Origin of the sequence: Flavonifractor sp. DFI.6.63 (assembly GCF_024462255.1) — a bacterium.
GTDB classification, from domain to species: Bacteria; Bacillota; Clostridia; order Oscillospirales; family Oscillospiraceae; genus Lawsonibacter_A; species Lawsonibacter_A hominis.
Genome location: NZ_JANGBE010000049.1, coordinates 1 through 20,539, shown reverse-complemented (window position 1 = coordinate 20,539; position 20,539 = coordinate 1). Strand labels below are relative to the sequence as shown.

Here is a 20,539-nt window from a genome sequence, read left to right as displayed (position 1 = left end):
TAGTTGTGTGGTCGGCAAACCACTTTTACTTTAACAGGGAGCCTTTTTCTTTTCTACTTTTCTCCTCGCTATAAGCTACTTTTTTACCCCCGGCTTAGCCGGGGGTTGCCTGCGGTACTACCAAAGCCGGGGGCGTGCCCCGCGTCTCGAAAAGACGCGGGGCACGCCCTTTTCTTTCCGCCGCAGCCGTGGTAAAATACCACCAGAAAAGAGGTGGTCGGGTGAAAAAAGCGGCGGTATGCATCCTGTTTTTGCTGTTGTGCTGCTCGGCCTGCTGCGCTCCCGCACCCGCCGCAGCGCCTGAGGCGGGCGCCGGCGCGGCGCATACCGAGGCCCTGCATCTGGCCCGGGCCCAGCTTGGCCGGCTGGCAGAACGGGTCTCGGAGCGGGAGGAGGAGCGGGTGGTTGCTTTGCTGGAGCGCATCATCCCGCTGCGTCAGGCCCGCCAAGCCTCCGGCGGCTGGCAGCCGGAGGGGGAGGAGGCGCGGCTGGTGGCGCAGCTCAACCGGCTTTACGAGCGCTATACCGCCCGATATCTGGGCGACGGCGGCGGCTGGGACTCCGACAGCCCCGCCGATCGGGTGTTGGCGGAGTATTGGATCCAGGAGGATGAGACCCTTCGGCCCGACCCGGAAAGCCCGTTCCGGCCGGACGGCGATCGGGAGGTGGAATACGAGGCGCTCTGGGCGCAAATGCGCGGCCTTCTGCCGGAGGGAAGCTGGGCGGCGTTTTCCCGCTTCACCGTCTTTACCGACGGGGCGGACGAGACCCTGGCCTATGTGGCGGCGCTGGACGGCGCGGGGGAGCGCTGGGAGATCGCGGTGGACCCTGCGGACGCGGGAGACGGGGACTGGTTTACCGAGACGGTGCTCCACGAGTATACCCACTACCTGACCCTCAACGCCGGTCAGGTGACCTATACCGCGGCTCAGACCGCCGACACCTACAATGAGGAGGGAATGGCGGCGGTCCCCGGCTCCTATCTGGACGACTTCTATCAGGCCTTCTGGAGCGATTACCTGGACGACCGCCGGGCCAACCCGGAGAGCGATCGCTTTTTCCTGCGGCACGAGGACGACTTCGTGACCGACTACGCCGCTACCGATCCCTCGGAGGATATTGCCGAGAGCTTTACCTATTTCGTGCTCTGGCCCCGGCAGGGCGGCGGCAGCGTGTGGGAGCAAAAGCTGGACTTTTTTTATGGCTATCCGGAGCTGGTAGAGCTGCGGGCGGGCATCCGGACCTGCCTGGGGCTGGCGGAACGGCAGCCCTAGCGAACCAGCCGGGAAAAGCCCCTGGGGGTCTCGGAGCGCAGCAGCAGCTCCGCCCCGGTGACCGGGTGTGCAAAGGACAGCTCGTGGGCGTGCAGGCACAGGCGGCCCAGCGGATCGGTGGCCGCGCCGTACACCTTGTCCCCGGCCACGGGGCAGCCCAGTTCGCTGAAGTGGACCCGGATCTGGTTTTTGCGCCCGGTATCGATCGCTACGGCCAGCAGGGCGTAGTCCGCTCCCAGGCGCTCCACCTGGTAATGCGTGACGGCGGTCTTGCCGCCGGAGCGGACCGAATAGACCCTGTGGATCCGATTTTCCCGCAGCTGGGTGCGGATGGTGCCGGCCGGCTCGGGCGGCGCGCCCTCGACCACCGCGCGGTACCCCCGGCGGCGGATGAGCGTGTTCCATTCGTTTTGAAAGCGCTGCTGCACTGCCTCCGACTTGGCGAAGAGGAGCACGCCGGAGGTGTCCCGGTCCAGCCGGTGGACCAGAAAGGCGCGGCCCTCCCCGCGGTCCCGCAGCCAGTCGGACACCGCACGGAAGGCGGTGCGCTCCTGCTCCCGCTCGTTGGCGGTGGAGAGCAGCCCCGCGGGCTTGTCGATGGCCAGCAGATCCGCATCCTCGTAGAGCAGGGGGAAGGGCAGATCGCCGCCCTGCAGACGGGGACGCAGAGACACGGTCTGGCCGGGGACGAGGGGATGGTCGTGACGGGTGACTGCCTGCCCATCCACCAGCACCTGCCCCCGGGTGAGCAGCGCTTTGATGTTGTTGCGGCTCTTCCCCTTTTGGTGGGAGAGCAGAAAGGGAAGCAGGGTGTCCGCCCGGTCCACCGTGAGGATGGGGGCCTGTTTTGGCTGCATTGGATCAGATCCTTTCATTGAGGTGAGGTAATATGAATGAAATCCTGGCGGGGCTCCATGCCCGCAAATCGGTGCGGGCCTTTTCCGGAGAGCCGGTCACGCCGCAGGAGAAGCGCGCCATCCTGGAGGCGGCCTGTGCGGCCCCCACGGCAGGAAACCAGCAGCTGTACACTATTCTGGATATCACCGACCCGGCCCTGAAGGACCGCCTGGCGGAGACCTGTGATCATCAGCCCTTCATCGCCGGGGCGCCGGTGGTGCTTATCTTCTGCGCCGACTGCCAGAAGTGGTACGACGCCTACCGTGCCGCGGGCTGCGCGCCCCGCAGGCCCGGCGCGGGGGATCTGATGCTGGCGGTCACCGACTGCGCCGTGGCCGCCCAAAACGCGGTCACCGCCGCCGAGAGCCTGGGGATCGGTTCCTGCTACATCGGAGACATCATGGAGCAGTGCCGGATCCATCGCACCCTGCTGGCCCTGCCGGACTATGTGTTCCCGGCGGTCATGCTGGTGCTGGGGCGTCCCACGCAGCAGCAGAAGGCGCGGCCCAAGCCCGGACGGTGCGGGCTGAAGCACATCGTCCATGAAAACGGCTACCGCCGGATGGACACCGGGGAGCTTCGGCAGATGCTGGCCTGGAAAGCGGAGGAGCGGCCCTATGCCGACTGGCTGCGGGCCTTCTGTGACCGGAAGTATGACTCCGGCTTTTCCCGGGAGATGACCCGGTCGGTGGAGGAATACCTCTCCAGCTTCCGGGGCGGCGGATCGTCCTACCCCTGAGCGGCGCCGCACGCTTGCTCCGCCCGTCCCCCGGCGCGGAGGGGAGCACGCCGATACCGCCCCTGGGGCGGCCTGCCCCGGCGGATCAGGACGGCGGGGAATCGGCGGCAGGGCTGTGGTTCCCGGGGAAAAAGCGGGGGAAGAGCTCCTCGGCGGCGGCATGGACGGCGGCCTCGTAGGCGCGGTACTGGGCCAGCGCCCGCCGGGCCTCCGGGGTGAGGATGCTCCCGCCGCCCCTGGCGCCGCCGATCCGGGTTTCCATCAGGGGAAAGCCAAGGCCCTCTTCCGCCGCACGGATCAGTTTGAAGGCCTTGGAGTAGGAGAGGTACATCTGTTTGGCGGCCTGATGGAGAGAGCCGGACCGCTCCACCCGCTCCAAAAGCTCCGCCGGCCCCGGCCCAAAGCACTTCTTTCCCGCGCTGCTGAACAGGACGACCTGACAGCGCTGCTCCATATCTATGCCCTCCTCACGGTGATGGTATTTTATTGTAATACGGATTTCGGCGGGGAGGGTTTGCGCCCGCCGGAAATACGCGTTGCAGCAATTGCACGGCAGCTGCCTGCTGGACGGACCGCAAAGCGGTCGGTCCAGCAGGCATTATTATAGCACAAAAAGCCGGATTCGGCCGGGCGGCCGGAGAAGGAAAGGCGTTATCCTTCAATTCATACAACGAAAATTGACTTTGTGAATAATTTAACCATATAATTTTTGTGCAAATTAACCAGACTGTGTGGTTTAATATTTATCAATAAAAGCGCGGACAAAGAGACGCCAAACGGCTTTTTTTCAAAAAAATTGAATAATTCTATCAAAATAAAACGGGAAAGGGAAAAACATCCCCTGAGAAATGAGACAATTTGCCTGGATTGACGGCGGGATGGGATTGTGCTTAGATAAGGGAAACAATACCGAACGGTTTAGAAAGGGGAGACGCGGTAATGCAATATGTCAGCGCATCGTCATCCGGGGAGGCCGTAGAGCTGCTGACCCGGGCCGGGGGCAAGGGCGTGATCATGGCGGGAGGCACGGATCTGATGGTGGAATTCAAAGAGGGAAAGATCTGCCCGGAGTGCTTTATCGACGTAACCAAGGCAGCCGATATGGCCGGGATCTCCGCAGACGGAGAGCGCCTGGTGATCGGCGGGGCGGCCACCCTGACGCAGATCGCCCGCTCGCCCCTGGTCAAGCGATATTTCCCGTCCCTGGCGCAGGGCTGCGGCTGCGTGGGATCGCTGCAGATCCGGAACTCCGCCACGCTGGCGGGCAATGTGGTGAGCGCCCAGCCCGCCGGTGACGGCGCCATGGCGTTGGCGCCCCTGGATCCGGTCTTCACCGTCTGCTCCGCCGGCGGCGAGGCGGAGCTCACTATGGGCGAGATGTACGCGGGCTTTGCCAAGAGCAGGGTGGACCACAGCCGCCAGCTCGTAAAGCGCATCTCCATCCCGCTGCCCCAAAAGGGCGAGGCGGCGGCCTTCTACCGGCTGGAGCTGCGCAAGTCCCTCTCCCTGCCCATGCTCAACTGCGCGGCCATGGTGCACTGTGAGGGCAAAACGGTGACCTGGGCCCGCATTGCCATGGCGCCCGTGGGGGTGGGCCCCGTCCGGGCCGCGGCAGCCGAGGCGTATCTGAAGGGCCGCGAACTGACGGAAGCGGTCATGGCCCGCACGGGTGAGCTGGCTCTGGAGAACGCAAACCCCAGAAGCAATCCGCTGCGCGGCAGCCGGGAGTACCGGCTGGAGGCCCTGCCCGTAATCATCCGCCGTACGCTGGAAGCTTGCCGTGCGCAGCTTTCGTGACAGAGAAGGAGAGGTGACGACAGTATGGCTCAGTTGCATACGACGATCAACGGCGAACCGATCACAGCGGAGGTGGACCCCGCCCTCTCGCTGGCGGAATTCCTGCGGGAAAAGATGTATCTCACCGGCACCAAGATCGGCTGCGGAAAGGGCGAGTGCGGCGCCTGCACCGTTATCCTGGACGGCAAGGCGGTCACTTCCTGCATTATCCCCGTTCTGCGGGCCGAGGGCGCCTGCGTCGAGACCATCGAAGGCCTGGAGCGGGGCGGCAGGCTCCACCCCCTTCAGGAGGAGTTTGTGAACAAGGGCGCGGTCCAGTGCGGATTCTGCACCCCGGGCATGATCATGTCCTCCAAGGCTCTGCTGGACGCCAACCCGGCCCCCTCGAAGGCGGAGATCCGCGAGGCCTTGGGCGGAAACGTCTGCCGCTGCACCGGCTATGTAAACATCGAACAGGCGGTAGAAGCCGCTGCCGACCGCATGAGGAGGGGAGAGGGTTGAGCGTGAGATACGTGGGAAAAGACATCCCCCGCAACGACGGTTTTGACAAGGTGACCGGCCGGGGCGTGTTTACGTTTGACGTACATCTGCCCCGGATGCTCCATGGCAAGATCCTCCGCAGCCCCTACGCCCATGCGAAGGTCCTCTCCATCGACACCAGCGCGGCCGAGGCCCTGCCCGGCGTGCGCGCGGTGTGCACCTTTGAAAATACCACCGCCAAGCTGTGGAACGGCGCGGCCCCCATGTTCATCACTCCGCTGCCCCATAAGCCGGTGCTGGATCAGACCATCTTTACCGGCGAACCCAAGTACATCGGCGACGAAGTGGCCGGCGTGGCCGCGGATACGGAGGAGATCGCCGCCCAGGCGGTAAAGCTCATCCGGGTCGAGTGGCAGCAGCTGCCTGCCGTCTACGACCCTCTGGAGGCCGTCAAGCCCGACGCCCCTCAGGTCCAGCCCCGGTTTGCCAATCCGGAATACAACAACATCTGCGGCGGTCCGGTCATCCTCACCTTTGGCGGCGATCCCGACGAGGCGTTCAAGCACTGCGACGAGATGGTGGAGTATCGGGTGAAGCTGCCCCGGGTCAAGCAGGCGCAGATGGAGACCCACGGCGCCGTGGCTTCCTATTGTCCCGACGGCAGACTGGACGTGATCTCCACCACCCAGGCCCCTTATCCCACCAAAATGATCCTCGCCGAAGCCCTGGACCTGCCCGTCAGCAAGGTCACGGTACGCAACCCCCCTTATGTGGGCGGCGGCTTTGGCGTGCGGATCGGCCTGTCCGGCAAGGCCGAGATCCTGGCGGCGGCGCTGTCGATGAAGTGCGGCCGTCCGGTCAAGCTGATCTACACCCGCGAGGAAGACTTTACCTGCTCCGATTCCCGCCACGGCGGCTATCTGGAGTGCCGCCTGGGCGCCCGAAAGGACGGCGCCTTTGTGGCGCTGGACACACGGGCGTGGCTGAACACCGGCGCTTACGCCACCTTTGGCACCGACTTGGTGGGCGTCTGCGGTGCCTGCGGTACGGCGGGCGCCTACGTGATTCCCAACTTCCGCTACACCGGCTGGCCGGTCTATACCAACCAAATGACGGCCGGCGCCATGCGCGGCTTCGGCTCCCCCCAGGGAAACGCCGTGGTGGAGCCCGCCATCGAGCTCATGGCCCAGAGGCTGGGGATGGACTCCATCGAGCTGCGCAAGAAAAACTCCACCCGCGAGGACACCCGAAACTGGTTCCCATTCCCGCCGGGCTCCTGCGGCACCAACGAGTGCCTGGATCGGGCGGCCGCCGCTATCCAGTGGAACGAAAAGCACGGCCGGGCCGCTCAGCAGACCGGTCCGGTCCGCAGGGGGGTGGGGATCTCCGCCGGTACGCACGTGAGCAACGCGGCTCCGTTCTGTGTGGACTATAATACGGTGCTCCTCCGCATCGAGCGGGACGGCACCCTCTTCGTGAACAGCGCCATTCCGGAGATCGGCCCCGGTTCCACCACCGCGTGCCTCCAGGTGGCCAGCGACCTCATCGGGGTCCCTTTCCAGAATGCGGTCATGAAGTTTGGCGACACGGACGCCGCCGCCTTCGACATCGGCAGCCATGCCACCCGGACGCTCTACACCGTCAGCTACGTCATGGCCGACGCGGCCAAGGAGCTGCGCCGGGATATCTTCACCTGGGTGGGCCGGCACCTGGACCTGGACCCCGGGAGCCTGGAGCTGGACGACGGCATAATTACCAGCGGCGGCAAGCCCGTGTCCACCCTGGCGGAGATGGCTTCCGCCGCCCACCTGGAGGGCAAGCAGTTCATGGCCTCCTCCTGCAAGGTGCCGCCCAACTGCCTGCCCTTCTACGCCCAGGCCGCAGAGGTGGAGGTGGACCTGGAGACCGGCATGGTCAAGGTGCTCAAGGTGGCCGCTGCCCACGACGTGGGCAGGGCCGTAAATCCCCGCCTGTGCAAGGGGCAGATTGAGGGGGGCGTGCTCCAGGGCGTGGGCTATGCAGTCCGCGAGGAGATGACCTATGTGGAAGGGAAGGGGTTTTATAACAAGGGCTTTCACAGCTATATGCTTCCCACCGCTGACGACCGCCCCGAGATCGAGTCGATCCTGGTGGAAAACCCGGACCCCTCCGGCGTGTTTGGTATCATCGGCATCGGAGAGTGCGGCGTAAATCCCACGCTGGCCGCCATTGGCAACGCGGTGGAGGATGCCACCGGCGTCCGCTTCCATGAGTTTCCCTTGACGCCGGGCCGGGTGCTGGCCGGGTTGAAGGCCGCCGGGAAGGTCTGACCCGGTTCGCCGTTCAAGCAAGCACGGATGCGAACGAGCCTCCTCGGCCTAAGGGCGCCTCGGCCGGGGGCGGGGGATGATTTGGTTCCCTTTTTATTCCAAAAGCGATGACTGTCCGGAAAACCGCTCGGATGGCCATCGCTTTTGTCGTTTCTAACTGTGTGCCGGCCGATTCGTATGATATACGAAAAAGGCCGCTTGCGTTTCTCCGTTCCGATTTGGAACGAAGGGAAGCTATGAGATCCGGGCCCGTTTACGAACGGTATGGCTGATCCAACTTGCGCCAAAGGGTCGATTTGCTGATGTGAAGGTAGGAGCATAGCTTGTCCTTGTCCCCGCCAAAGCGCTCCAAGAGGAAGGCGATGTAATGGCGTTCCAGCGCCTTGAGGTCGTCTGTAAGCGGCGCGGTATATTGCGCATGCAGATCCGAATGCCCCTTTTGCTGCATCATCCGGGCTAAAAACGCACGATCCAATCGATAATCCCTGCACAGCAGCACCACGCGTTCGGCAAAATTCCGTAGTTCCCGGATATTTCCCGGCCAATCGTAATCCAGGATCGGCTCAAAAACGGACATGTCGTCCCAAAACACGGCCCGTTTCTCCTGCTCGGAAACTTCCGCCAAAAAGCTGGTAAACAGCGGAACGATGTCTTCCCTGCGTCTGCGCAGGGGGGGGATGTCCAGCTCCAACAGCGCTAAACGATAGTAGAGATCCTCGCGAAACTTCTTTTGCTGGACCATCTCGAGCAGATCCCGGTTGGTAGCCGCAATGATCCGCACGTCCACAGGGATAATCCGGCTTCCGCCCACCCGCATGACTTCTTTTTCCTGCAGTACGCGAAGCAATTTAGCCTGAAGAGAAAGCGGAAGCTCCCCCACCTCGTCCAGAAAAAGGCTTCCATGATGGGCCAGTTCGAACAGGCCCTGCTTCCCGCCGGGGAGCGCACCGGTAAAGGCGCCCTTTTCGTAGCCGAACAGTTCACTTTCTATCAGGTTTTCATTAAAAGTCGCGCAATTGATTGCAAGGAAAGGGCCGTCGGCCCGCAGGCTTTCATTATGAATACTGGAGGCGATGACTTCTTTTCCAGTGCCGGTCTCGCCCCTTAGAAGAATCGTGCCGTTGCTCTTCGCATAGCGCTTGGCCATTTCTACAAGCTGTATGGATACCGGATCACGGCAGACGATGTCTTGAAAAAAGGTCTTTGCCGTTAACCCCCGCTCCCGGTTCTGCCTGCGGATTGACAACTCCATCTTTTCTACGTCGTTGGCATTGCTGAGGACAAAGGCGTACATGCGCTCTTCGCCCACCACCCGGGGGATGACGCTGACTACATAACGTTTGCCGCGAATATCCGCCAGCTGGTTGGCCGGGAGTTCCAGCAGCAGGGGCAGTTCCATGCCGAACAGTTCCTGTACCTGATTGCAGGGTTCGCGTTTTAGCAGAAGACGCTCGGCCTGAAGGTTGCAGCTTTGGATTTTTCCGGTCTCATCCGCTATAATGACAGCCTCTGCGATAATATTTGTGATAACGGAGATGAAACGATCCTGCGCCCGCTCTTTCAGCGTCATTTCCGTCATATAGCGTGCTTCTTCGATCGTATTGCGATAGGAACGTTCATCGATCACAAAGTTCCGGCTGGGCAATCCAAGACGTTTTGCAATCATGATCGGCTCCACGTCTCCGATCACAAGATCCAGCTTTCCCTGCCCCCAGAGCTGGCGGATTTCCTGCTCCACCGAAGCGCGGTCATAGAACCGGTAAAAGCTTAATTCGTAATCCCCCAGGAACAGCTGAGCCCGCTGCTCCTGCTGCTCCTGTCCGGGCGTGTAGGAGCCGATCTCAAAAATACAGATCTTGCGGTACCCATCCGCTACGCATTCCTTCAATAGGGTCAAGATGGCGTACAGCCCGTAATTTAATTCAAAGATCGGGACCGGGATACGATTGACATAAAGATATTGCGCCAGGCTGCCCCGCGTGAGGATCCCATAAATATCGGTTTCCTGGAGCGCCTCCCGTACTTGCCGGAGCAATTCGGGACACGGGCTGGACCGGATAAATTTATAAATGTAGGGCTGTAGTGCCCGAAAGGACACCATATTGTCCACACCGTCCGGGGCTACGACAAGAAATTGCTTATCTGATCTCTGATCCATTGCATGCGTTCCCTCCCCGTTTTCCATTTTACCACAGCTGTTTTGAAAATGAAATCTAAAATTTCATAATTGAAACAACGCTTCGGCGGCGTTGTTTCCCGACCCCGGCGGGACTTGGCACGACCCGTTGCGCCGGAAGCGCTTGCACGCCGCAGTCCGCCTTTGTCACTGTTGGCATGCAGTTTGCTTTTATAAAAAGCGAGACGCGCATCTCAAGCAATTCCCCATCGCTGCCAAGAAAACGAGGAGGCCCGATGATCCACTATCTGCTGTTGAAATTTAAACCAGGCTTTTTTTCCGACGAGGTCTTTTCCATGGCCGTCGAAGTTTTTACCGGCATCGGTAAAGCACTGGCGGGGATCGAAGATGTCCAGGTCAGCCGGAACTGCATTCCCCGGAATACCAACGCAGACCTGCTGGTACGTATGACATTGGAGGGGCACGAGGCGCTGGAGGCCTACCTGGAGCATCCGCTCCACCGTAGCTTTGCAGAGGAGATCGAGCCCTGTATATCCCGGCGCCTAACATTTGATTGCATGGAAATGGAAAGATTGGAAAGGAGAGAGACATCTTGATCAATGCGGTTCTTATGGCGTCAAACGACGATGTGGTTACCGTTACCCAGGCTGTACCCGCCGGCGGAGAGATCTGCTATCAGCGGGAGGGTGAGACATTTTCCCTTGCCGCCGCCACCGACGTACCCCTCTACCACAAGGCGGCCCTGCGGGATCTGGCGGAGGGAAGCTCCGTCATCAAGTATGGCGAGCATATCGGCCACGCCACCCGGCCCATCGGCCGTGGGGAACACGTCCACACGCAGAATCTGAGTAGTACACTCTGAGGGGGGGAGAGGATCGGCATGCATTTTATGGGATATCGCCGCACGGATGGCCACGTAGGCATCCGCAACCACGTGGTGGTCATGCCGGGCTGCATATGCTCGGCTGGAGCAGCCAGGAAGATCTGTGAGAAGAGCGGGGCCACCTATCTCTATAATCCCAACGGCTGTGCTCAAGATGCTAGGGACACCGCCATGACCCTGGAGATCCTGTCTGGCCTCATCGCCAACGGCAACGTGTACGGGGCCCTCATTGTGGGGCTGGGCTGTGAAAGCATACAGGAGGCCCGGTACATGGAGGCCATCCGGAAAAAGACCGATAAACCCGTCCGCTATATCAGCATCCAGAAGGAGGGAGGCTTGGGGCGCACGGTGGCCCATGGCCTGGAACTGGTGGCGCAACTCCAGCAGGAGGCCCGGGCCTGCCGGCGGGAGAGTTGCGATATAAGCGAACTCATCGTGGGCCTGGAGTGCGGTGGCTCCGACCCCACCTCTGGCTTTTCCATCAACGTGGTGCTGGGCAATACCTCCGACCGCCTGGTAGATCTGGGGGGCACCACCATCCTATGCGAGACGCCGGAGGCCATCGGGGCAGAGAATATCCTCAAACGCCGGGGCTGTACCCCCCAGGTGGGGCAGCAGCTCTATGACGCCGTGCTGGCCAATGAACGCCGCCACCTGGAAGCCGGCGAGGATATCCGCAATGTAAACCCCTCCCCCGGTAATAAGGCTGGTGGTCTTACCACCTTGGAAGAAAAGTCCATCGGGTGCGTCCACAAGAGCGGTACCAGGCCCTTCCAGGCGGTGTACAGCTACGGGCAGATGGTGGACAAGAAGGGCTTAGTATTCATGGACGGCACCGCCTACGACGTGGCATCCACCATGTCCCTTATTGCCGGCGGGGCCCAGTTGGTAGTGTTCACCACCGGCCTGGGTACCCCCGTTGGCAGTGCCATCGCCCCCGTCCTCAAGGCCACCGGAAATGGACATACCGCCCAGTGGCTGGAGGACATCATCGACTTCGACAGCAGCGCCAGCATCACCGGTGAGAAGACGGTGGAAGCTCTAGGGGATGAGTTGCTGAAGTATATCCGCCGTGTGTGCGACGGCGAGCTGGTCAAGGCGGAGATCAACGGCATCTCCGACATGGCCATCGATCAAATGGGCAGTTACTGCTGAGTTCCCTGAAAATTTATACTGTCTGCAAAAGACTTTAGAGAGGAGAGCAAGCTATGAAAATCCTGAAAACCATACAAAAGGTCCCCGGTGGTCTGATGGTCGTCCCTCTATTCTTGGGCGCTATCGTTAATCTGGTATTTCCTCAGTTTCTGGATCTGGGTGGCATGACCACCGCCACTTTCAAATCCGGAGCCTCTGCTTTTATCGGAGCCAGCCTGATGTGCGTGGGCTCTCAGATTACCGTCACCCGGGTGGGCGAGCCCCTCAAGCGGGGTGCGGTGTTGCTAATCGCCAAGTTCCTGGCCGGCTTCGTGCCCACCGTCATCGCCAACATGATTTGGGGCCCCGCCGGCGTGCTGGGGATTACCCCCCTAATGCTCCTGGCCGCCGTCACCAACAGCAACGGGGGTATGTACCTGGGCCTGATGACGAACTTTGGGGATGAAAACGACCTGGGTGCCCAGTCCCTGCTAGGTATCAATGACGGCCCCTTTCTTACCCTGCTGGGGCTGGGTCTGGCCGGTGTAACCAGCTTCGATTGGAAGTCCTTACTGGCCTCTGTGGTACCCCTAATCGTAGGCATCATCTTGGGAAATCTGGACAAGGACATCCGGAAATTCCTGCAACCCGGCATCATGTTTACCCTGCCCTTCTTGGCGTTCTGCCTGGGGACCGGCCTGAACCTGCGCAACATCGTTACCGGCGGCGCCATCGGTATCGTCCTGGGTGTACTGGTAGTGGTTCTCACCGGTATCTTCACCATCACTGCCGATAAGCTGATTCTGCGTCGTCCTGGCTACGCCGGCGCCGCCATCTGCACTACCGCTGGCAATGCCGTGGCCGTTCCCGCTATTATCGCAGAGGCATCTCCCAACCTAGCCTACCAGGTGGAGTCCGCCACCGCAGCCGTGGCTACTGCCGTCATTGTCACCGCCATTCTCTGCCCCATTGTCACCAGCCTGATGGCCAAGAAGTTCGGTTGCCCCAAGCTGGAGCGGGAGGCCCTGGCCAATCAGGATGTCAAAGGCTGATTGGCCATCTGCTAAGTGCAAGTAAAACTCCTGGATTTCTGTAAGACCCGGAAGTCTGCCCGGGGACACCACCCAAGCAGATACCCACAGGGACAGAGGATACCCCACGTCCCTGTGGGCAATGTTTGAGTTGCCCATCAATGACAACGGCTTGTATTAATCGGTTGTGCTGTAAAGGTTCATTTGCCACAAAAGGAAAGGTGCATCGCCTTATAAGCGATGCACCTTTCCTTTGTTTCAGCGAGGTCATGGCCTTCTGCTCACACATCCGAAAGCCCGTTTGAATAATATTACCTAGGTGGCGTCTACACGAAACAAATGATATAATAGTTGCAACTGAAGCAGTTGGAGGCTAAAGATATGGATGCATCCTACCATAGGCACGACATCAGTGACGCAGCATGGGAACTCATCGCGCCTTACCTCCCTGGTCAGCGTGGCCAATGGGGTGGAATAGCCGAGGATAATCGCAGATTCATCAATGCAGTCCTTTCCCACACCTACGCCTATCTGGAGGTAATGGACCGCTGGCTGAAGGACCACGGGATGCCGCCCATTACCAGGGTGTATAAGACCACCCGTGACGGGAAACGGCTGACGCTGGAAGATGAATGTCTGCAAAGTTGCAGCCTTCCGTCCATTGCCTACGGCTTCAAGCGGTGTTCCCTGAAACATATGCAGCGCGAAATTCAAAGCCAACTGCAGGATAAAGGCATTGGAACAAAGGCGCAGCAGGCGTTAAAACTCCAGCATGAGCAATGTAAGCTGGAACGGAAAACCAAGAGCCGTGAGCAGAAAGAGGCGGAGAAAGACCGCCAGTTTGCCATACGGCAGGAAAAGAAGAAAGCCAAGCACAGAGGAAGATAACATGAAGATAGAATGGATTTTATGCCCCTTTTGCGGCAGCAAAACGCGATTGAAAATCCGCGATGATACAGTCCTGGAAAACTTTCCGCTGTATTGCCCCAAGTGTAAACACGAAACCTTGATTGCGGTAAGACAACTGAATCTATCCATCATCCAAGAGCCAGACGCTAAGACGCAGAGCCGATAACACCGAGGTAAAACCTCTAAGGTTATCGGCTCTGTTTTTATATCCTCTATGATCTGCCCGGCGGCAGAAAAGAAAAAAACCGCTGCGGGGCAGACGGCTTTCTATGCGCAAAAAAGCACTTGATTCACGGCGGTTCGATTCGAGCCGCCGTTTTTCTTTGTCCAGACAGCTCACACGGCGGCATAGAAGGAGGATGCCGCCATGCTGCGCCGAATGCTATCCCCGCCTGATCTGACAAGGGTTAGCCGCTCAAAAAAAGCTTGTTTCAGTCGGCGGAGATGTTCGGCCATGAGTATGAACTATACCATGTAAACAATCTGCATATCACTTACTATTACGTCCGGTGGGTCTGTGACCTGCCGGGCGCTTTTTGTCGTTTCCTGTGGTCGGAATGGCTGGCCATTGCTTTTCTCAAATTTTCTTCAAAAAGGAGGCGTTTAGCGGGCAGAACTCGCTCTCGCAGGATTGGTAGTAGCGGAAAGGGAGAGAACCACCTGATCCCCCCACGGAAAGGGGGTGAAATTGATGGAATCTAACCCCCGCGACTATGGCGAGCAATGCCGGTTCGATGCTTTTTGCAAGAAGGTATTGCGAAACGAGGCCAGAGCCTACCTGCGGAACATGAAACGCCAAAGAGAGCGTGAAGCCTTCTTTAGCGACTTGTCCCAGGCGGAGCTGGACAAGCTCTGCGTCGTGGATCGTTACCCCAGCGACAGCATTGTGTTCTCGTCGCACGGCTACGATCTACATATCGACAACGAGCTTGTGGCCGAGGCTTTCTCCGCATTGCCGCAGACAGAGCAGAGCATTTTGATTTTGCACTGCACTCTGGACCTGGCAGACGGTGAGATCGGCAATCTCGTTGGGATGTCCCGGAGCGCCGTTCAGCGGCACCGGACGAAGGCGCTGCAGGAGCTGCGCGAAGCATTGTCGGCGCTGATGCCGAAAGGAGGCTGAGGAAGATGACGGAGCCCATCCACAAGGGAAAGGACCTGCCGCCCGTTTGGGTGATCCACGCGGCCTCCGGTGGTGACAGCGAGGCCATGGAGCAAGTGCTGCGGTACTACGACGACTATATGAGCCGCCTGTGTACCCGTACCCTCTATGACAAAGACGGAACCCCTCATGTGTGCGTGGATACCCATATGAAACGCTGTCTGGAAATCCGACTGATCCGGGCCGTGATGCGCGCCTGATCCTTTCAGCCCTGGCAGAAGGCAAGCGGCTTACCCTTTCCTCCTTTGCCGATACCGGGGACTGACCCCACCTTGACAAAGAAAGCCTTCGGGCAGCATAAGGCAGACGGATACGATCTGTCTGTGTGGAGCCGGTCGGCCGGTGCGCCACGACCCTGTTGCAAGTCCGCAGGACGGGACCCCTACCAAACAGGTGAGCGACAAAACCAGGCCGCGAAACAGGTGTGGCAGCCTGTGGGCGAGGATGCACAGACAGGATAATGAGACTCCCGCGTTGAACGCCCTCAAAGCATTGCGCGGCGCACCCATCAGCATGGGCCGGGGTGAGATTCCCGTGGAGCTGCTTGCCGGCAGCCGTCCGTTTTTTGCCTCTTTGATTTTCAGATAAATCTTCTGCTTTTCTGTTTACGGATAATTCGTAAACTTTCCATTAGCAGCAGACAAACCCGAAACGGCGCGGTACAATGAGGGTGGAAGTTATGAAGGAACACCCTTTTGCGTGCCGTTTCTGACTGGAAAGGAGGCTGCTGTGTCAGAGATTCAGAACGGTACGGAGAAAAGGCCTTTGGAGTGCCGCACCTATACGGTCAACGAGATTGCCCGTATATTAGGCGTCAGCCAGGCACGGGCATATAGACTTGTGCAGGAGGGCCTTTTCAAAAGCGTACGAATTGGCAACGCCATACGAATTTCCAAGCGGTCGTTCGACCACTGGCTGGAGTCACTTGACCTGTGACACAAGAAAGGAAGGTTCGTTATGGCATCCATCATCAAAAGAAAGAAAAACTATTCTATTGTTTATACCTATGTGGACGAGAACGGCGAGACCAAGCAGAAGTGGGAAACCCGCACTTCCTACCAGGAGGCATTGAAGCGCAAGGCGGAGATTGAGAGCCAGAAAAGCTCCAACTCCTTCCTTCCTCCCACCAATCAGAATATTGCGGAGTTCCTGTCGGACTTCGTTTCCCTATATGGCGAAAAGCGGTGGGGCGTGTCCATGTATGATAGCCAAAACTCGCTGATCGCCAACTACATCAACCCCATCATCGGGGATATGAAGGTGCAGGACATTACCACGCGGGTGGTGGATAAGTACATCCAGACCTTGCAGAAAACCCCTGCGGTGAACACCAGAACGCACCACGCCAAAACGGAGTTTGTCACCAACGCTACCATCGAGAAGATCATCAAACTTCTCCGTTGTGCCTTCAAGCAGGCGGTTCGGTGGGAGCTGGTTGCCAAGAACCCCTTTGACAATGTGGTGCTGCCCAAAGTGGAATACAAGAAACGGGACATCTGGACCGCCGATATGATCCGCACCGCCCTGGATCAGTGTACGGACAGCAAACTCTATGTGGCAATGAACCTGGCCTTTGCCTGTTCGCTGCGCATGGGTGAGATTCTGGGACTGACCTGGAGCAATGTCCACATCTCCGATGAAGATATTGCCGATGACAACGCCTATGTCTACATCGACAAGGAACTGGCGCGGGCCTCCAAGCGGGCCATTGAGATGCTGGGGCAAAAGGACATCTACCATGTATTCACGCCTCTGTTTCCCAACACCAGCACCAGGATCATCCTGAAGAAGCCCAAGACCGATTCCAGCATCCGCAAGGTGTGGCTGCCCAAGACCCTGGCTTATATCCTGCGGGAATGGAAATCTGCGCAAGACGAGCTGCGGGCGCTGCTCCGCGACGAGTATCAGGACTACGACCTGGTGGTGGCGCTGGCCAATGGCCGTCCCTGTGAGGACCGTATCATCCTGAAGTCGTTTGAGAAGCTGCGGGAGAAGGCTGGACTCCCGAAAGTGGTCTTTCACTCTCTCCGCCATTCCAGCACCACTTACAAGCTGAAACTCAACCACGGCGACCTGAAGGCCACCCAGGGCGACACGGGCCACGCCCAGATCGACATGATTACCAGCGTGTATGCCCACATTCTGGACGAGGACCGCAAGGTAAACGCCCAGAAGTTCGAGGACGCCTTCTATGCCAGCGCCAATCCTGACCTACGGACGGTGCGCCCTCCTGCAAAAACCAGGAGGCCGAAGGAGCCGGAGAGCGTGTCGCTGGACCTGGAGGCCCTGGTGGAACAGCTCCGCAAGTCGCCGGAACTCGCCAACACACTGGCCGCATTGCTGGCGTCGGCCCCATCCGGAAAATAGTTCGGAAAAATCGTGTTAGCAAATCCGCGATTTTCATTAGCAAACCCGGAAAAAATGTTCGAAGCCAATTAGCAGGGATACAGCGGAAAATGTGTAAAATCGTTCCGGTAGCGCGGCAAGGCTGTTCAAAAGGAATGATAACAAAAAACCGCTGTAAACCATCAAAAAACGGCTTACAGCGGTCATTTTTGGCACCCCCGGCGAGACTCGAACTCACTACATTCCGCTTAGGAGGCGGACCCTCTATCCCGGTGAGGTACGGGGGCTTATACAACAAATATTCAATTTTCAGGCTCAACAGGATTCGAACGAACTGCCGCTTAGGAGGCGGACCCTCTATCCTGGTGAGGTACGGGGGCATATACAGAAATGATTCAATTTTACAAAGCTCCGGAATTCGAACGGTTCGTTTGTTAGGAGGGCGGTGCTCTGCCCAGCTGATCTACTGGCGCGTATAAGGGTGGAAAAGGGACGCCTTCCACACCGGGGAACCGGGGGGCGGAACGTTTTGGAGATCCCGCCCGGCGCCGAAAAAAGTCCGCTTTCCCGGGGCGGCGAATAAAACGGGCGCCACAAAACTGCGGGCCTTTGGACGATGCAGCCGCCCCGCCCGGCGGAACGGCAGTCGGAGGGGATGCAACGGCGCCTGCTTATTGTAACCCAAAGTGGGTAGCCCTGTCAACGGTGTGAAATGATCCGGCAGCAAAAAAGTTTGAAAAACACATTGCGTTTTTGGGCCGGTTACGGTATAATACAGGGTCGAGTTTACAACGATATTGTTTGAAAATAGGATTTGAGGTGCACCACTTTGCAGGATACCAAGCTGAGAAATGTAGCCATCATCGCCCACGTCGACCACGGCAAGACCACCCTGGTGGACGAGATGCTCAAGCAGGGCGGCATTTACCGGGAAAATCAGGCCACGGTAGAACGGGTCATGGACTCCAACGATCTGGAGCGTGAGCGCGGCATCACCATTCTGGCCAAGAACACCGCCGTCCATTATAAGGATGTGAAGATCAATATCGTGGATACGCCGGGCCATGCCGACTTTGGCGGCGAGGTAGAGCGCATCCTCAAGATGGTCAACGGCGTCATTCTGCTGGTGGACGCTGCCGAGGGCCCCATGCCCCAGACCCGTTTTGTGCTCTCCAAGGCGTTGGAGCTGGGCCACCGGGTGATCGTGGTGGTCAATAAGATCGACCGGCCCGACCAGCGGATCCACGAGGTGGTGGACGAGGTGCTGGAACTGCTGCTGGATCTGGATGCCACCGACGAGCAGCTGGATTCCCCCATGCTGTTCTGCTCCGGCCGCCAAGGCACCGCCTCCTACTCCCCCGAGGCGGCGGGTACCGACCTGGTGCCGCTGTTCGAGACTATCCTGGATTATATCCCCGCCCCCGAGGCTGATGTGGACGCGCCCTTCCAGATGCTGGTCTCCTCCATTGACTACAATGAGTTTGTGGGGCGCATCGCCATCGGGCGTATCGAGCGGGGCGCCATCAAGCAGAACCAGGACATTGCCGTGTGCAACTATCACAGTGCGGACGCGCCGGCCAAAAAGGCCAAGGCAGTCTCCCTCTACCAGTTCGACGGCCTGGGCCGGGTACCGGTGAGCGAGGCCACCGCCGGCAACATCATTGCCATGAGCGGAATCGGGGAGGTGACCATCGGCGACACCATCTGTGCCCCTGAGGCGGTGGAGCCCATTGAATTTGTGAAGATCTCCGCACCCACCATCGAGATGACCTTCTCGGTCAATGACTCCCCCTTCGCCGGGCGGGAGGGAAAGTTCGTCACCTCCCGCCAGCTGCGGGAGCGCCTGTTCCGGGAGACCATGAAGGATGTGTCCCTGCGGGTCAGCGAGACCGACTCCACCGATTCCTTCAACGTGGCGGGACGGGGCGAGATGTCCCTGTCCATCCTCATCGAGACCATGCGCCGTGAGGGCTACGAGTTCCAGGTCTCGCCCCCTCGTGTGCTGTACCAGGAGATCGACGGGAAGAAGTGCGAGCCCATCGAGCGCCTGGTGGTGGACGTGCCGGCCGACGCGGTGGGCTCTGTTATTGAGAAGATCGGCTCCCGGAAAGGCGATCTGGTGGAAATGACTCCTGTAGGGGAGCGTATGAAGCTGGAATTTCTGGTTCCCGCCCGAGGGTTGTTCGGCTATCGCAACGAATTTCTGACCGATACCAAGGGCGAGGGTATCATGGCCAGCGTCTTTGACTCCTATGCCCCGGTGAAGGGGGAGATCCAGCGCCGCAATTCCGGCTCCCTGGTCTCGTTCGAGACCGGCGAGAGCGTGACGTACGGCCTGTATAACGCCCAGGAGCGTGGAGTGCTGTTCATCGGCGCCGGCGTGCCGGTGTACGCCGGCATGGTGGTGGGCGAGACGCCCAAGCAGGAGGACATCAGCGTCAATATCTGCAAAAAGAAGCAGCTGACCAATATGCGCGCCTCCGGCTCCGACGAGGCCCTGCGGCTGACGCCTCCCCGCCAGATGAGCCTGGAGCAGTGCCTGGAGTTCCTGGCGGATGACGAGCTGCTGGAGGTCACCCCGGAAAATCTGCGGCTGCGTAAGCGGATCCTGAGCCACGCCGACCGGATGAAGGCCCTCAAAGGCGGCAAATAATAAAGCTGGAACGCCCCTCCGGCCTTGTGAACCGAACCAGTAAAAACGGACAATAGACAAAACGCCCCCTAATGAAGGAAAATGAAAGTACTACATTAGGGGGTATTATTATGGCAAGGAAGTATCAGCACACCCAGGAATTACTGCCTAAAATCAAAGAAATGCTTGAAGGCGGAATGACACAGCGAGAGGTTGCGGAGAGACTTGGGGTGACAGGAGAGAGAGCAATCCATCATCTTCTTACACGCGAAAGGAAAAAGGAGCTGCATGGCATACCGAAGCAGCGTGGTCGGAAACCTGCGAAGGCCCTGGCAGAGTACAAATACGAAAACAAGCGCTTGAAAATGGAAGTAGAGCTGTTGCGGGATTTTCTCTTGCTCACTGGGAAGGAGTGAAGATCAGCGTAAAATACAAGGTGATATATCGACACAGAAAAGAGTATCCCATCAGCGAAATGTGTCGTTTTTTTGAAGTATCCCGTAGCGGTTACTACGGATATGTCAGCAGGATGGATGCCCTGGCCAAAGATTTGCCCCTTGCTGAAAAAATACGAGAGTGTCAGGCAGAGAGCCGGAACACATATGGATACCGCAGAGTGTGTATCTGGCTTGAACGCAAAGGCATCCACCACAACCCTAAAACCATTCTCAGAGTAATGAATAAGTACAATTTGCTGTCGGTTATAAGAAGAAAACGATATGTAAGATATGGGGAAGGTCTGCACAAATACCCCAATCTGTTGAACAGAGATTTCACCGCTGAATGTCCGAATCAAAAATGGGTAACGG

Annotated in this window: 21 protein-coding genes, 1 tRNA gene and 1 pseudogene; 19 read left to right on the top strand and 4 right to left on the bottom strand. The window is 59.0% G+C overall.

Going from position 1 to position 20,539, the window contains the following annotated elements; genetic code table 11:
• Window positions 1-221 precede the first annotated feature (221 nt).
• The gene (locus NE547_RS17055; RefSeq protein WP_256176529.1) at window positions 222-1,274 is read left to right on the top strand and encodes a hypothetical protein; all 1,053 of its coding nucleotides are present in this window, start codon (window positions 222-224) and stop codon (window positions 1,272-1,274) included.
• On the opposite strand, the gene NE547_RS17050 is transcribed toward NE547_RS17055, so the two are convergent.
• Window positions 1,271-2,131 (bottom strand): RluA family pseudouridine synthase, encoded by an 861-nt coding sequence (locus tag NE547_RS17050; protein ID WP_256176528.1) that lies wholly within the window; start codon window positions 2,129-2,131, stop codon window positions 1,271-1,273. The two genes, NE547_RS17055 and NE547_RS17050, sit on opposite strands and share 4 nt — an antisense overlap.
• A gap of 32 nt (window positions 2,132-2,163) precedes the next feature.
• Between NE547_RS17050 and NE547_RS17045 the strand changes: the two genes are divergently transcribed.
• On the top strand, window positions 2,164-2,910 hold the full coding sequence (locus tag NE547_RS17045) for a nitroreductase family protein (RefSeq protein WP_186906654.1): 747 nt from the start codon (window positions 2,164-2,166) through the stop codon (window positions 2,908-2,910).
• Between the two features lie 85 nt (window positions 2,911-2,995).
• On the opposite strand, the gene NE547_RS17040 is transcribed toward NE547_RS17045, so the two are convergent.
• Window positions 2,996-3,364: a winged helix-turn-helix domain-containing protein gene (locus tag NE547_RS17040; RefSeq protein ID WP_256176527.1), complete on the bottom strand. Its 369-nt coding sequence runs from the start codon at window positions 3,362-3,364 to the stop codon at window positions 2,996-2,998.
• Window positions 3,365-3,849: 485 nt separating this feature from the next.
• Between NE547_RS17040 and NE547_RS17035 the strand changes: the two genes are divergently transcribed.
• Genes NE547_RS17035 through NE547_RS17025 form a run of 3 tightly spaced genes read left to right on the top strand, consistent with a single transcriptional unit; the run spans window position 3,850 to window position 7,496 of the window.
• Window positions 3,850-4,707, top strand: a complete 858-nt coding sequence (locus NE547_RS17035; RefSeq protein ID WP_186906656.1) for a xanthine dehydrogenase family protein subunit M — start codon at window positions 3,850-3,852, stop codon at window positions 4,705-4,707.
• Between the two features lie 24 nt (window positions 4,708-4,731).
• Entirely contained in the window at window positions 4,732-5,208 is a 477-nt protein-coding gene (locus tag NE547_RS17030; protein ID WP_186906657.1) for a (2Fe-2S)-binding protein, read from the top strand.
• A gap of 2 nt (window positions 5,209-5,210) precedes the next feature.
• Window positions 5,211-7,496, top strand: coding sequence for a molybdopterin cofactor-binding domain-containing protein (locus NE547_RS17025; RefSeq protein ID WP_256176532.1), 2,286 nt, complete (start codon window positions 5,211-5,213; stop codon window positions 7,494-7,496).
• 253 nt (window positions 7,497-7,749) lie between these two features.
• On the opposite strand, the gene NE547_RS17020 is transcribed toward NE547_RS17025, so the two are convergent.
• Window positions 7,750-9,597 carry a sigma 54-interacting transcriptional regulator gene (locus NE547_RS17020; RefSeq protein ID WP_256176531.1) on the bottom strand — a complete coding sequence of 616 codons (1,848 nt, stop codon included), beginning with the start codon at window positions 9,595-9,597 and terminating at the stop codon, window positions 7,750-7,752.
• A gap of 311 nt (window positions 9,598-9,908) precedes the next feature.
• Between NE547_RS17020 and NE547_RS17015 the strand changes: the two genes are divergently transcribed.
• The 11 genes and pseudogenes from NE547_RS17015 (at window position 9,909) to xerC (ending at window position 17,119) form a co-directional block, all read left to right on the top strand.
• Entirely contained in the window at window positions 9,909-10,229 is a 321-nt protein-coding gene (locus NE547_RS17015) for a Dabb family protein (protein WP_256176526.1), read from the top strand.
• Window positions 10,226-10,495, top strand: a complete 270-nt coding sequence (locus tag NE547_RS17010) for a UxaA family hydrolase (RefSeq protein ID WP_186906661.1) — start codon at window positions 10,226-10,228, stop codon at window positions 10,493-10,495. Before NE547_RS17015 ends, NE547_RS17010 begins: the two co-directional genes overlap by 4 nt.
• 18 nt (window positions 10,496-10,513) lie before the next feature.
• On the top strand, window positions 10,514-11,671 hold the full coding sequence (locus tag NE547_RS17005) for a UxaA family hydrolase (RefSeq protein ID WP_256176525.1): 1,158 nt from the start codon (window positions 10,514-10,516) through the stop codon (window positions 11,669-11,671).
• A gap of 53 nt (window positions 11,672-11,724) precedes the next feature.
• The gene (locus NE547_RS17000) at window positions 11,725-12,702 is read left to right on the top strand and encodes a 2-keto-3-deoxygluconate permease (RefSeq protein WP_186906663.1); all 978 of its coding nucleotides are present in this window, start codon (window positions 11,725-11,727) and stop codon (window positions 12,700-12,702) included.
• Window positions 12,703-13,062: 360 nt separating this feature from the next.
• Window positions 13,063-13,191: pseudogene (locus NE547_RS16995) on the top strand (IS5/IS1182 family transposase); the annotation flags it as partial.
• Entirely contained in the window at window positions 13,180-13,569 is a 390-nt protein-coding gene (locus tag NE547_RS16990; RefSeq protein ID WP_256176530.1) for a DUF2992 family protein, read from the top strand. The pseudogene NE547_RS16995 and the gene NE547_RS16990, both read left to right, overlap by 12 nt.
• A 1-nt stretch (window position 13,570) precedes the next feature.
• Window positions 13,571-13,756 carry a cysteine-rich KTR domain-containing protein gene (locus NE547_RS16985; RefSeq protein ID WP_009260154.1) on the top strand — a complete coding sequence of 62 codons (186 nt, stop codon included), beginning with the start codon at window positions 13,571-13,573 and terminating at the stop codon, window positions 13,754-13,756.
• Window positions 13,757-14,281: 525 nt separating this feature from the next.
• Complete coding sequence (locus tag NE547_RS16980; protein ID WP_256176524.1) at window positions 14,282-14,713, top strand: sigma-70 family RNA polymerase sigma factor; 432 nt, start codon at window positions 14,282-14,284, stop codon at window positions 14,711-14,713.
• 5 nt (window positions 14,714-14,718) lie between these two features.
• Window positions 14,719-14,952, top strand: a complete 234-nt coding sequence (locus NE547_RS16975; protein ID WP_050617427.1) for a helix-turn-helix domain-containing protein — start codon at window positions 14,719-14,721, stop codon at window positions 14,950-14,952.
• Between the two features lie 529 nt (window positions 14,953-15,481).
• Entirely contained in the window at window positions 15,482-15,688 is a 207-nt protein-coding gene (locus tag NE547_RS16970; protein ID WP_256176523.1) for a helix-turn-helix domain-containing protein, read from the top strand.
• A 21-nt stretch (window positions 15,689-15,709) separates the two neighbouring features.
• Complete coding sequence (gene xerC, locus NE547_RS16965; RefSeq protein WP_256176522.1) at window positions 15,710-17,119, top strand: tyrosine recombinase XerC; 1,410 nt, start codon at window positions 15,710-15,712, stop codon at window positions 17,117-17,119.
• 189 nt (window positions 17,120-17,308) lie between these two features.
• Here xerC and NE547_RS16960 read toward each other — a convergent pair.
• A tRNA-Arg gene (locus NE547_RS16960) sits at window positions 17,309-17,385 on the bottom strand.
• A 542-nt stretch (window positions 17,386-17,927) separates the two neighbouring features.
• Between NE547_RS16960 and typA the strand changes: the two genes are divergently transcribed.
• The 3 genes from typA to NE547_RS16945 all read left to right on the top strand — a co-directional run.
• Window positions 17,928-19,751: a translational GTPase TypA gene (gene typA, locus NE547_RS16955; RefSeq protein ID WP_186906667.1), complete on the top strand. Its 1,824-nt coding sequence runs from the start codon at window positions 17,928-17,930 to the stop codon at window positions 19,749-19,751.
• A 110-nt stretch (window positions 19,752-19,861) separates the two neighbouring features.
• Window positions 19,862-20,146 carry an imidazolonepropionase gene (locus tag NE547_RS16950; protein ID WP_207723784.1) on the top strand — a complete coding sequence of 95 codons (285 nt, stop codon included), beginning with the start codon at window positions 19,862-19,864 and terminating at the stop codon, window positions 20,144-20,146.
• Window positions 20,143-20,539: IS3 family transposase (locus NE547_RS16945; RefSeq protein WP_256176521.1), on the top strand; the 397-nt coding region annotated here is incomplete at its 3' end. The genes NE547_RS16950 and NE547_RS16945, both read left to right, overlap by 4 nt.